10 protein-coding genes and 4 pseudogenes are annotated in these 12767 nt (G+C 68.1%); 13 read left to right on the forward strand and 1 reads right to left on the reverse strand.

The window, feature by feature from the left end:
• Positions 1 to 5 precede the first annotated feature (5 nt).
• From OVA32_RS09940 to OVA32_RS09960, 5 genes and pseudogenes are all read left to right on the forward strand, one after another.
• Positions 6 to 733: pseudogene (locus OVA32_RS09940) on the forward strand (IS3 family transposase); the annotation flags it as partial.
• 58 nt (positions 734 to 791) lie between these two features.
• Positions 792 to 2135 carry an IS256-like element ISMlu11 family transposase gene (locus OVA32_RS09945; protein ID WP_044658726.1) on the forward strand — a complete coding sequence of 448 codons (1344 nt, stop codon included), beginning with the start codon at positions 792 to 794 and terminating at the stop codon, positions 2133 to 2135.
• Between the two features lie 34 nt (positions 2136 to 2169).
• A pseudogene (locus OVA32_RS09950) lies at positions 2170 to 2598 on the forward strand (integrase core domain-containing protein); the annotation flags it as partial.
• Positions 2599 to 2651: 53 nt separating this feature from the next.
• Positions 2652 to 2855, forward strand: a pseudogene (locus OVA32_RS09955) (integrase core domain-containing protein); the annotation flags it as partial.
• A gap of 253 nt (positions 2856 to 3108) precedes the next feature.
• Complete coding sequence (locus OVA32_RS09960; RefSeq protein ID WP_267714271.1) at positions 3109 to 5217, forward strand: acyltransferase family protein; 2109 nt, start codon at positions 3109 to 3111, stop codon at positions 5215 to 5217.
• Positions 5218 to 5332: 115 nt separating this feature from the next.
• Here the strand turns inward: OVA32_RS09960 and OVA32_RS11695 are convergent.
• Positions 5333 to 6060: pseudogene (locus OVA32_RS11695) on the reverse strand (IS5/IS1182 family transposase); the annotation flags it as partial.
• Positions 6061 to 6345: 285 nt separating this feature from the next.
• Between OVA32_RS11695 and OVA32_RS09965 the strand changes: the two are divergent.
• The 8 genes from OVA32_RS09965 to OVA32_RS10000 all read left to right on the forward strand — a co-directional run bounded on the left by OVA32_RS09965 (position 6346) and on the right by OVA32_RS10000 (position 12730).
• Positions 6346 to 6570, forward strand: a complete 225-nt coding sequence (locus tag OVA32_RS09965; protein WP_100056066.1) for a hypothetical protein — start codon at positions 6346 to 6348, stop codon at positions 6568 to 6570.
• 115 nt (positions 6571 to 6685) lie between these two features.
• Positions 6686 to 7543: a tyrosine-type recombinase/integrase gene (locus OVA32_RS09970; RefSeq protein ID WP_101963358.1), complete on the forward strand. Its 858-nt coding sequence runs from the start codon at positions 6686 to 6688 to the stop codon at positions 7541 to 7543.
• Positions 7544 to 7613: 70 nt separating this feature from the next.
• Entirely contained in the window at positions 7614 to 8108 is a 495-nt protein-coding gene (locus tag OVA32_RS09975) for a hypothetical protein (RefSeq protein ID WP_180952472.1), read from the forward strand.
• A 14-nt stretch (positions 8109 to 8122) separates the two neighbouring features.
• Positions 8123 to 8413: a glutaredoxin family protein gene (locus tag OVA32_RS09980; protein ID WP_180537112.1), complete on the forward strand. Its 291-nt coding sequence runs from the start codon at positions 8123 to 8125 to the stop codon at positions 8411 to 8413.
• 163 nt (positions 8414 to 8576) lie between these two features.
• Positions 8577 to 9935 carry a MinD/ParA family ATP-binding protein gene (locus OVA32_RS09985; RefSeq protein WP_267714282.1) on the forward strand — a complete coding sequence of 453 codons (1359 nt, stop codon included), beginning with the start codon at positions 8577 to 8579 and terminating at the stop codon, positions 9933 to 9935.
• Positions 9932 to 11041, forward strand: coding sequence for a peptidoglycan DD-metalloendopeptidase family protein (locus OVA32_RS09990; protein ID WP_100056062.1), 1110 nt, complete (start codon positions 9932 to 9934; stop codon positions 11039 to 11041). Before OVA32_RS09985 ends, OVA32_RS09990 begins: the two co-directional genes overlap by 4 nt.
• Positions 11042 to 11074: 33 nt before the next feature.
• Positions 11075 to 11650 carry a hypothetical protein gene (locus OVA32_RS09995; RefSeq protein WP_155933453.1) on the forward strand — a complete coding sequence of 192 codons (576 nt, stop codon included), beginning with the start codon at positions 11075 to 11077 and terminating at the stop codon, positions 11648 to 11650.
• 456 nt (positions 11651 to 12106) lie between these two features.
• Positions 12107 to 12730 (forward strand): hypothetical protein, encoded by a 624-nt coding sequence (locus OVA32_RS10000; protein WP_222959061.1) that lies wholly within the window; start codon positions 12107 to 12109, stop codon positions 12728 to 12730.
• Positions 12731 to 12767: the final 37 nt, after the last annotated feature.

A 12767-nucleotide genomic window follows, 5' to 3' on the forward strand; every position in this document is an offset into this window, starting at 1 on the left:
AGATCATGACGAACAGCAGGAAGCGTCACACCCCCGAGCAGGTCGTCCGTAAGCTCGGGCAGGCCGACAGGATGCTCGCCGATGGTCAGGACGTCGCGGCGGTGTGCCGGGAGCTCGGGGTGTCCGAGCAGACGTACTACCGGTGGCGGAACCAGTACGGCGGCCTCAAGGCCGACGACGCAAAGCGCCTGAAGGAGCTGGAGAAGCAGAACGCGACCCTGAAGCGTCTGCTCGCGGAAGCGGAGCTGGAGAAGGCCGCGCTCAAGGAGCTGGCTGAGGGAAACTTCTAAGCCCGGACAGGCGCCGCGCCGCCGTCGATCACCTCAAGCGCAAGTTGCGGGTGAGCGAACGGATGGCGTGCCGTCTGGTCGGGCTGAGCCGCTCCGCGTACCGGCGACCGCTCAAGGGCGACACGGTCGCGGACCCGGATCGGGCGCTCAGGGAGTGGCTGCGCGCCTGGGCGAAGGACCATCCCCGCTACGGGTATCGGCGGGCGTATCACGACGCCCGCGCCGAGGGGTGGGTGGTGAACCACAAGAAGATCCAACGCCTGTGGCGTGACGAAGGGCTCCGGGTCCCGCAGCGGCGTCGACGCAAGCGCGTCGGGTCCTCGACCGTCGACGCGCCGACGGCGGACGCGCCGAACGTGGTGTGGGCGGTGGACTTCCAGTTCGACGCCGACGAGCACGGACGACCGATCAAGATCTGCTCGATCGTCGACGAACACACCCGGGGGGCGTGTCAGATGGTCTGTGTAAGCCGTACCGAGAGGAACGGTAAGAATCATGACCATGATCGACGAGAAGAACCCAGGCGAGCCCTCGGGCCAGGACCTGGTCGAGCAGCTGAAAGCCTCAGGGCAGCTTGATGCCCTGTTCGCGCAGATCGACGCGGGCGGCGTCGAGCTCACCGGTGACGGCGGGTTCGTGCCCGCGCTGGTCAAGGCCGCGCTCGAGCGGGGCCTGCAGGCCGAGCTGACCAGCCATCTGGGCTACGAGAAGGGCTCGAGCGAGGCGCTGAAGCACGCCAACTCCCGCAACGGGACCACCCCGAAGACCGTGGAGTCCGAGGTCGGGCCGATCGAGCTGGACGTCCCGCGAGACCGGGGCGGGTCGTTCACCCCGCGCCTGGTGCCCAAGGGCCAGCGGCGCCTCGGGGGCCTGGATGACATGATCATCAGCCTCTATGCCGGCGGAATGACGATCCGGGACATCCAGCACCACCTGGCCTCCACGATCGGCACGGACCTGTCGCACGAGACGATCTCCAACATCACCGACGCCGTGAGCGAAGAGGTCCTGGCGTGGCAGTCGCGGCCGCTGGAGGAGTTCTATCCGGTGATCTATCTCGACGCAATCCGGATCAAGATCCGAGAGAACAGCCAGGTCCTCAACCGTGCCGCCTACATCGCCGTCGGCGTGGACCTCGAGGGCATCAAGCACGTGCTGGGGATCTGGGTCCAGGACACCGAGGGCTCGGCGTTCTGGGCCCACGTCTGCGCCGATCTCGCCAACCGGGGCGTGCAGGACGTGCTGATCGTGTGCTGCGACGGGCTCAAGGGCCTGCCGGAGGCGGTCGAGGCGACGTGGCCGGACTCGATGGTCCAGACCTGCGTGGTTCACCTGATCCGGGCCGCGATGCGGTTCGTGGCCTACCAGGACCGCAAGAAGGTCGCCGCCGCGCTGAAGCCGATCTACACCGCCCCCAACGAAGAGACCGCGAGGAAGGCGCTGGCCGAGTTCGAGGCCTCCGAGCTCGGCACGAAGTACCCGTCTGCAGCCGCGACCTGGGCGAACTCCTGGGAGCGGTTCATCCCGTTCCTGCAGTTCCCACCCATGCTCCGCAAGGTCATCTACACGACCAACAGCATCGAGTCGCTGAACTTCCAGCTACGGAAGGTGACCAAGAACCGCGGCCACTTCCCCTCGACCGAGGCGGCGGTGAAGCTGCTCTGGCTGGCGATCTGCAACATCGAAGACAAACGCGCCGCCGAACGCGCTCGGGACCGGGGCAAACCCGCCGGCCAGCGCAAAGCCCAGGGCCGGCTCGTCGAAGGTCAGGCCGTCACGAACTGGAAGCAGGCCCTCGCCCAGCTCGCCGCGGCCTACCCCGACCGGATCAACCCCTACCTGTGACCACCCCGCTTACACAGACAAGTTGACACGCCCCACCCGGGAGTGCATCGGCGGGCTCGTGGAGCGCTCGATTACCGCCGACCGACTCACCGCCCACCTCGAGGACCTCGTCGCCGCCCGGGGCGCCCCGGCGGTGCTCAGGTCGGACAACGGGCCGGAGTTCATCAGCGAGGCGATGGCCGACTGGGCCGGCACCCGCACCGGCCTGTCCTACATCCCTCCGGGCTCGCCGTGGCGCAACGGGTACGTCGAGTCGTTCAACAGCCGGATCCGCGACGAGTGCCTCAACATCAACAGCTTCTACTCGCTGCTGCACGCACAGGTCATCATCGGCGACTGGAAGGACGAGTACAACCACCACCGCCGGCACTCCTCGCTCGGCTACCTAACCCCAGCCGAGTACGCTCGGCAGTGCACCCATCAAATGGAAACCGACGACTCACAGAACGTCCGGACCGAATGAAGGGGGCGGCTCACACCCACATAGGAGCGGCACGAAACCCGGGACGCTTCAAGGAGACCGTGAACGGGCTCTACAAGGCCGAGCTCATCCACGCCAAGCGGGTGTGGGAGTCGACCGAGGCGGTCGAGCTGGCCACCATGGGGTGGGTGCACTGGTGGAACACCACCCGCCTGCATGAGGCCCTTGGCTATCACACTCCCGCAGAGGTTGAGGCGGCTTACACTCACGATCAGGATTCAGCGCCCGTCGCATCCTGACCTCGGAACGGAACCCAGGGCGCTTCAGTGAGCAGTAGTCCGGGGAGGCCGACGACGCCTGCGCCTGAGGCGTTCCCTTTCACCTCCACGACGGCGCCCGCGCCCTACCGCGCGAGGGTGCGGGCGCCGTTGTGCGACGTGAGGGCTGGACCACGAGCCTTAATCCGCTGGTCAGCTTCCCGTTCGAAAGAATCACCCTCAGGCATGATGTTGCCGTTTGCCTTCCCATCCCTCTGACACTGCTGAGGCCACCATGACCAATCCGCCCGTCTATCCCCGCGGCTACCGCCCCCGACACGCGGCTGATGGGCCCGATTCGACTCCTGCGGCGGCCCGACGGCGGGCGGACTGGCGACCCGAGATCCAGGGTTTGCGCGCGGTAGCCGTCCTTCTGGTGGTGGTGTTCCACATCTTCACGGACAGGGTGTCGGGCGGCGTCGACATCTTCCTGTTCATCTCGGCTTTCTTCCTGACAGGCTCCTTCACCCGCAAGATGGAGTCCGGAAGGCCCCTCGCGGTGGGGCGCTACTGGCTTCACGTCTTCACGCGCCTCATGCCCATGGCGGTGCTGACGATCTTGACCACCCTGGTTGCCGTGGCCACGGTGTATCCGCTGGCCGACCGTGCTTCGTGGCGGACGGAGGCGCTGGCGTCGGCCCTCTACGTGGAAAACTGGGCCCTGGCGTTCAATGCCGTCGACTACTACGCCGCCGACAACACCTCGCTGTCCCCCTTCCAGCATTTCTGGTCGCTGTCGGTCCAGGGGCAGGTGTTCATCCTGTGGCCGCTCCTCTTCCTTGTCTCAGCCCTGGTGGCCCGCCGCACCGGGGCGCGGCCCCGAGCCGTCCTCACGACTGCGTTCGCCTCGGTGTTCGTCGTGTCCCTGCTGTGGTCGGTGACCCAGACCTCCCAGAACCAGGCGTTCACGTACTTCGACACCCGGGCGCGCCTATGGGAGTTCGCCCTCGGTTCCCTCCTCGCGCTTGCCCTTCCATTCCTTCACCTGGGACGGCGCACACGGGTGTTCCTCGGCTGGGCAGGGCTCGCGAGCATGATCGCCGTCGGCGTCGTGGTGGACGTCCAGGGCGCCTTCCCCGGCTGGATCGCGCTGTGGCCGCTGATGTCGGCCACTGCTGTGATCGTCGCGGGCACCAGCGGCTCCCATTTCGGTGTGGACCGGATACTGGCCTCCCGGCCCCTCACCCGCTTGGGTGACTCCGCCTACGCCCTTTACCTCGTTCACTGGCCGCTGCTCATCACCTACTCCGTCCTCACAGGATCGCAGAAGCCCGGCGCAGCCGCGGGCGTTGCTCTCGTCCTTGTCTCCCTCGGCACGGCCATCCTCCTCTCGGCGCGCGTGGAGCGTCCGCTGCGGGCGTGGGGCTGGCCCCAGACGGCCGCCTGGCGGTCCGCCGTCGTACTGGGGGCCTGCGCCGCTCTCGTTGTGGCGCCGGTGACCCTGTGGCGCGGCGCCGAGGCAGCGGAGTCCGCACGAGTCCTCGAGGCGGCCGACCGGAACAACCCGGGCGCCGCCGTCCTGCGCCCCGACTACGAGCCAGCTGGAGACCCCGGTGCCCCTGTTCTGCCCGTGGTGGAGGGACGGTACCCCTTCCCCGAGTACCCCGAGGAGTGCGACCCCGCCCTGGAAGCACAGTTGACCGAGGTCGGAGCCGAGTCGTGCCATGTCCTCGTCCCACAAGCAGATCCGGCCGGCGTCGTGCTGATGGCCGGCAACAGCCACGTGATGCAGTGGTCCCCCGCTCTCCGGCACCTCGGCGAGGAGAGGCGGCTGGAGGTCGTCAGCTATACGCGGGGCAGCTGCCTGGTAGCGCCGATGGAGGAGCAGGTGGACGACTCCCCGAAGTGCCCGGACTTCCTCGCGGACCTCAACCTGGTCGTGGAGCATGTACGCCCGGACGTCGTCTTCATGCAGGGCACACGCAGCACCTATGAGGACGAGGAGATGCTCACCCCGGGGATGGTCGGGCGGATGGAGGAGATTGCGGGGACGGGTGCCCATGTCCTCGCACTCCGGGACAACCCCCGGTTCGCGGCCGGATCACCCACAACCTGCGGAAGGACACACGGGATCGATGCGGCGACATGCCGCTGGACGCATACCGTGCTCGATCCGAACACCAGCCCCCTGACCGGACTGGCCGATGCTCATCCCCGCATCGCGCAGGTGCAGCTGAACGACATGATCTGCCCGGGCCGTCAGTGCCAGCCCACGGTGGGCAACGTCCATGTGTACTGGGACGACAACCACCTCACCCCAACGTATGTAGAGACTCTTGCTCCCGTCTTCATCGAGCGTGCGCTGGCGGCCCTGGAGCACGACGGCATGCGTCTAGGACGCTGAGGCTCTCTCGAGCGCGCTGATCAAGGGATGGGAATGGTGCGGGTGTTGATGACACCCTCAGTCCGTTCCCGCTCCTCTATCGGCCTCGAAGAGGTGGGCAGCATGCGGAGCAGAACTACGGCGCCGGGCGCGCCCAGGGCGTGTCTGACACCAGCTTCAACCATGTGACCCCAGTGGTCAGGCGCTCGGCGGGCCGGTAGATGATCGTGCACTCGTCATACCTGGCCACCCGTCCGCGCGACTGCTGCAGGGGCGCATACTGACGTTCGATGACATTGCGGCCCCTACAGGCGACTGCGTCGAAGCCGACGGGGCACCCGCTGCTGCAGCCACGACGCCTGCGGTGGCCCTGATGGCCAGCTCACACGGGGATGACCGCCGCGGCTGCCACGCAGTGGAGTCGGCATCGGTCAATCCCCTGCCTGGCTCAGGCGATCAAGCTGGCCAATGGCATTCCTGCCCCCGCGTCGAGCTGATGGATCTTCGTGCTCAACCTGCCACGTGAGCGTCCGATACCGCGACCGGCAGGTTCATCCCGCAGATTCCCGTAGTTCGATCCATCCCCTGCATGGCGGGCAATGTCCGTGGCTTGCTGATGAGCGTGGGCGATCGCGGAGTCCAGTCCGGACCGATCCATAGATGAGGCCCTGGGCGTCGCTGGCGGCCGCAAATGTTGCTAGCACTTCATGCCAGGTGCCCTCAGCTGCCATCCGCCAGCACCAGGTCAGCGCGGTCTGCCAGGGCCCGTAGACCTCGGGCAGATCCCGCCACAGAACTCACGTGCTGATACCGGCAGATGATGACCTCGGCCATCACCCGGGCGTCGGAGAGCGTCTGGATACGAAAGATGCGATCCAGGGTGTCAGCTGACCCCTGGATTCATTGCCAGACACGTTCTAGGCCCGGTCATCCTCCAGGCACGAAGAAGCCCCCACACCGACATGGTCGGTGCAGGGGCCTCTGCTCGGCTCCCCCGGTTGGATTCGAACCAACAACCCTTCGGTTACTTGTCCCCCAAGCTCATTAACGACACAGTAAAGTGGACCATCGCCCTCACGCTCGTCTTAACGCGTCCGCGCGGGCGCACAGTCTGAACGGACCAGTCACTCCGCACTAGGAAGGCCCGCCATGTGGTTCCTGATCGCCCTCGCAGTCATGGCCGTGATCGGCTTCATCCTCCGCCCCATCAGCTCGCTCCTCGCGATGGCCAAGTTCATTGCGTTCGCCGTCGCCGCAGTCGCCGGCTTCGCCTGGTACATGGGTGGCCCCGCAGACCTATACGCCGGTCCCACCATTCTCGGGGCGCTGGCCTGGATCGGCCTCATGTTCGTCCCGCAGCCACGCTTCGGTTGAGTCCTGCACAACGTCCGACGACGCCGGGACCGCCCACAACTGGGCGGTCCCTCCCTTTTTGCCCACGCCACCTCTGCCAAGATCACTGCACCCGGTCCGATGGCAGGAGGCACCCATGTCGAAGCAACGTCACACTACGGCCGACGTGGCGGCGTTCGAGTCCTGGCTCAGCGTGTTCAGACGGCCACAGACCGTCAATAACCGCGTGCATTACGCCACCCGCCTCGAGACGTGGGCCACGGCTCACGGCTGCACACCCTGGACGCTCGACACGACCCAGATCAGCGCGTGGCTGACCACGGTCGGAAAGTCCCCGGCGACCCGCAAGAACGCTCTCGACGCGATCCGGGCCTTTTACCGGTGGGGGCAACATGCAGGGCGAGTGACCGGCGACCCGACCGCAGGACTCCCCCACATCCGTGTGCCCCGCGGCCTACCGCGTCCCACACCAGACCACGTCCTCCGTAGCGCCGTCGCCCGATGCACTCGCCCCACCGACATCCTCATGCTCCTACTCGGCTCCCTCGGCGGGCTCCGCGTGGGCGAGATGGCCATCCTGCGTGGAGAAGACATCAACGACGGCACCATCCGGGTCACCGGCAAAGGCGGCCACATCCGCCATGTCCCCGTCCACCCGATCCTGGCCGAAGCCCTCCAACTCGTACCCTCACACGGCTGGCTGTTCCCCTCTGACCGCAACCCCAGCGGCCACTACCTCCCCAACTCCATCGCTCAACGCATCAACGACCTCCTAGAAGAGGGCTGGTCCGCACACACCCTGCGCCACCGCTTCGCTACGCACGTCTACTCCGCTTCCCTCGACATCCTTGCCCTGCGCGATCTCCTGGGCCACGCCGACGTCTCAACGACGATGGTCTACACCCGGGTCGCCGCCGCCAAGCTCGCCCGCGACGTCGCCGCGATTAGCACGCTTCCCGCCGTGGCCGACCGCATCCACGCGCTCGCCTCCTAGCCGACGGACACACCACCGCCGCCGCCCCCCGCGAACCTCGTTCGACCACACCGTCCGACGAAGGATCATCATGGCGATCAAGACCAAGCTCCCCATCGAGTTCAGCTGCGGCCACACCGAGACCGTGGACCTCGCCCGCGTCCCCGCTGGCCGGCGCAAGGCTCACGCCTTCGGTCTGGGCAAGAACCGCGTCTGTACCTCGTGCTTCCGCAAGAAGAGTGCTGAGGACCTCGAGTTGCAGAACCGGCAGACACTCCTGGACGCCGACCAGTTCGCGCAAGAACATGACCTGCCCGACCTCACCGGCTCTGACAAGCAGGTCAATTGGGCCACCCGTGTGCGCTACCAGGTGCTCTCCGACGTCCTGGTCTCCGATGAGACCCCGGACCAGCACCAGCAGATCACCGACGTCCTGGCGGCCGCCCAGACCCTGACCCGGGCTGGATGGTGGCTGGACAACGCCACGGACAAGGACCTCACCGTCGAGGACATCTGCGAGCTGATCCTCACCGCCGAGGAGCCGGCCGAGGACGTCGAGCGCATCGAGACCGAGAACCCGTTCTGATGCAGGAGGACACCATGACCACCGCCATCACCCTCTACGGCCAACCGCGCTGCGATCCCTGCCGTCTGGCCCGGAAGGTGCTCGACCGCGCGCAGGTCCCGTACACCTACGTCGACCTCACCGAGCGCCCTGACCTCGTGGACGCTTTCCGCCAGGCCGGCCACCTCCAGACCCCGATCCTGCAAACCCCGACCACGACCACCAGCGGATTCAACCCCGACGCCTACACCCGAGCCGTGGCCGAGGCCCGCGCCCTGGAGTCCGGGACCGCCCCGACCCCAGCCGTCGCCGGACCCAGCCTCTAGGCACCGCCCGACCAGCGACGACGCAGCCAAGGCCCCCACCCGCCCGGGTGGGGGCCTTGCTCATGCTCAGCCTTGCCACACATCCCCACCCCTTGCACGCGAATCCAGGACGACCCCAGACAAGACGCGGCCACCCCGGCCACCGTTCCAGGAGGACATGACCATGAGCACCACCCTGCATCTGACCGGACAGGTCATCCTGACCGATTCCACCGGCACCCGCCTGCCGGCCACCGACCTGGCCACCGCCCTGGACACCGTGACCACCTCCCGGAGCGGCCACACCCCCACCATCGCGGTCACGGACACCTACAACGCCCTGCCGGTGGACCCGGCCACCTTCACCGTCCACGAGGACGGGCAGCTCACGCCCGCCCCGGACACCACGGCCCGGCCCGCCTACACGTTCTCCTACACCGCCTTCACCCTGACCGACCCCACTGGTGTCGCCTCACCCGTGCAGCCCTCGGCCCTGGCCGCCATCGGCCAGTCCGCCGCCGACCGGCTCGGCCACGAGGTCACGATCACCTCCGACCTGCCCGGCATCACCGACCAGCACTTCACCCCCACCGCGCCCACACCCCCCGCGGCCCCGGTCTCGACCGCCGAGACGTTCGCCACCCGCACCCGCCCCGAGCGCCGCCGCAAGGCCCCGGCCCGCGAAGGCTGGCGCGGCGCACTCAACGAGGCTTTCGGCTGGCACCTGGCCCCTTCCGCCGACGAGCTGCACGCCCGCGAGCTGATCACCACCGTTCAGCGCGGACTGCCCGGACACCGCACCGCCGTCGTCGTGAACATCAAGGGCGGCGCGTCCAAGACCACCGCCACCTACCTGCTCTCGGCCACCCTCGGCCGCGTCCGTGGCGGCACCGTCCTGGCCTGGGACAACAACGAGAACGCAGGCAACCTGGCCGACCGCGCCATGCCGGCCTCCCACCACCACACCGCCCTGGACCTGCTGGCCAACATCGACCAGTTCCGCACCCCCGAGCACGTCGACAAGCTCCCCGGCTACGTTCGCGCTCAGGGCGACAACCGCTTCCACGTCCTGGCCTCACAGGACCACGCAGGCGACCGCGAGGTCATCGACGCCGACGCCTTCCGTCAGATGCACGCCGTCCTGCGCCAGCACTACAACCTGGCCATCGTGGACACCGGCAACGCCTCCACCGCCGCCACCTGGCAGGCAGCCGTGGACGTGGCCGACACCGTCGTCGTGGCCATCACGAACAAGGAGGACGCCGCCCGCCGCGCCTTCGTGACCATCGACGCCCTGCGCAAGGCCGGCCACGCCGACAAGCTCTCCCGCTCCATCGCGCTGATCACCCAGCCCGCCGAAGCCTCCACCGAACGCTTGGACAAGGTCCGCGAGCTGCTGGCCCAGCACGTCGCCGCAGTCATCGTCATCCCCTTCGACCCCGCTCTGGACGAGGGCGACGAGATCGACTGGGACCGCCTGCACAAGAAGACCCGCCGCGCCTACCTCGAGGCCACCGCTGCCCTCATCGAGGGGCTGGCGTGAAGCGCGCAGGACTGGCCCTCGTTGTCCTGTTCCTGCTGATCCTGGGCGCGGCCCTCGTCATGCTCCCGTTTGTGGCCGCGGCGAGCTTCCACGCCTCCAAGACCACACAGACCGGCGGCGGTGGCGTCGCGGAAATCTGCGCCGCCGGTGAGGCCGGCCAAGCCCAGATCCCCGAGGAGTACCGCGAGGACGTGGCCAAGGCCGCCCAGGTCTCCGGCTTCAGCCAGGAACTCATCGCCTCCCAGATCTTCCAGGAGTCCACCTGGGACCCCTCCGTCACCTCCCCCTCCGGGGCGCGTGGGCTGGCCCAGTTCAAGGACGACACCTGGCCCGATTTCGGCGAGGGAGGCGACCCCTACAACGGCCACGACGCCATTGCAGCCCAGGCCCGATTCTTGAAGTGGCTCAAGGACCGCTTCACCGACCTCGCCAACGGCGACGAGGAGGAGCTGGTCAAGATGGTTCTGTCTGGCTACCGGCTCGGATTCAACGTCGTCGAGGACGCCGGAGGCGTGCCCGACCACCCCGACTCCACCGCCTACTGGACCGAAATCCTGGCCCGCACCGCGATCTACACCACCGAGTGCAAGCCCGTCGTCGGCGGCGATGATGTCGTCGTCGCCGGTGACTGGACCCATCCCCTGCCCGGTTCGTACTTCACTTCCGGCTTCGGCTACCGCGGCTGCGTCGCAGGTGTGGGCTGCGACGACTTCATCGCCAACCACAACGCCCTGGACTTCGCCAACCCGGCAGGCTCCCCGGGCACCGTGGTCGCAGCCACCGCCATGACCGTCACCGGCATCAACAGCGACCCCGCCTCTGGCATGTACGTCGAAGGCGTCCAGGACGAAGCCCCCCACTACACGCTCAAGTACCTTCACTGCGCCGCCGGCTCTATCCGCGTCTCCGAGGGTGAAGCCGTGCCCGCAGGCAAGGCCCTGTGCACCGAGGGCAACACCGGCCTGGACGGCATGAAGCCCCACCTGCACTTCCAGATCAACGCCCCCAACGGCGGCGCCCCGATTGACCCCCGCCCCATCCTCGAAGCCAACGGCGTGGCCGTCTGCCCACCCGGCCGTGACGTCACCGACGCCTGCGCGTCCTAACCCGAAAGGCACCCGATGAACCGCCAACGTCTCATGGCCCTGACCAGCCTGACCCTGCTGTGCGTGGCTGCCCTGGCCGGTGCTCTGCTGCTCTGGACCTTCACCCGCCCTGCGGCGACACCCGAGGGCCAAGCCGCCGCAGCTACCACCCCAGCCCCGGCCTCGGCCTCGATGAGCACGACCACCCCCACGCCCACGGCTGGACCCCTGAGCTACGCGCCCGCCAACAAGGCCGAAGAAGTCGCCGTCGAGGCCGCGCGCATCATGACCACCTGGAAGCCGGCCGAGGACCTGGACGAGTCCGCGTCGGCCCCGCGCGCGGCGCACCTGATGACCCCAGCGCGAGCCAAGAAGATCTTCGTCTCCGATCGCGGGACCTCCACCCCGGAGTGGATCGCCGCAGCCGAAGGGAACTGGACCAGCGAACCGAACGTGACCATCGTCCCCGACAGCGACCCGAACGCGATCTACGTCAACGTCACCTGGACCTGGCGCGAACCGGGGGGCAAGACCCACGACGGCCACACCCGCCGTATGTTCGTCTTCCAGATGACCGACGACAAGAAGAATCCACAGATCAGCGACTACACCTGGCAGAACCTGTTCTGACCGATACGCTGAACCCGCGCGGTCGCAGGCCCACCCCCTCCGGGCCTCCCGCGAAGGCCCCTCCAGCCCATCCCGTTTCAGGCTGGAGGGGCCGCCCTTTGTTCAGATGTGCCTGCAACATGCCTCATGAACCCATCACCTGTGGGGGCCTACGCGGCCCCCACACCCCCGCGGCAGGGCGGGCGCCCTGCACGGCCACGGGTGAGCACCGGCTCCGCTAGCGCTCCGCCGGCGCTCACCCCAGGGGACCGAGGCCCGGCCCGCCTGTGCAAGACGGAGACGTTGGCACCATGCGTGCCCCGCTCACCTTCGGAGGTGGTCACCAGACCCCCGGTTCCGTTCTCGCGCGAGAGCAGGTAGCCCGTGCACGAGTTCCGCCCCTTGCGCTGTCCACCGCACACCCCAAGATCAAGACCACGACGCCGCGCCCGCGTCCCCCGTCGAGCTGGAGCCAGCATGAGCCGCCCCCACTCCGTCCCTCCGCTTCCCGTCCTGCCCGGGGCCACGGCCCCAGTGTCTGCGTGGGACGGCGTCCGCGTCCTCATGTGGACCCTGCGCGGCTACCGCTACACGGTCCAGAAGAACCCCGACCCAGCAGCGCGCCGGTACGCACGCACCGTCCTGCTCGTCATCACGGTCCCCCTGCTCGTGCTCCCCGTCGCCGTCGCAGCCGTCCTGCACCCGCCCGGCACGCCCCTGTTGTTCCTCGCCACCCTCGCGCAGTACGCGCTCCTTGCCCTGATCCTGCTGGCCTCGCTCCACCGCCGCTCGTACCGCACCTACATCAGCACCGACCGTCGCGCCGCCCTGACCGTCCGGACGACCCCTGCCGGCTGGCACGTCGAGTCGTTCTTCACGGCCACCCCCGGTACAGGTGCCGCAGCCCCTGTGTGGCACCACGTCATCCCTGCCCTGCTCGACGCCGCCGACGCCCAGCAGGTCACAGTCACCGCCACCGCCATGAACGCCACCGTGGCCGCGCACTACGTCTCCCGAGTTCCCGACCTCCACCCGAGGCCCACGCAGCGCCCCGGCCCCCGCGTCCACCTGATCCGCCACCCCCAGCCGATCCGCCGCTGAACCTCCATGGCGCAGGCCCCGCGCAGGCCAGCACTCC

Source organism: Micrococcus sp. SL257 (assembly GCF_026625585.1).
In the GTDB taxonomy this organism is placed as follows: Bacteria; Actinomycetota; Actinomycetes; order Actinomycetales; family Micrococcaceae; genus Micrococcus; species Micrococcus luteus.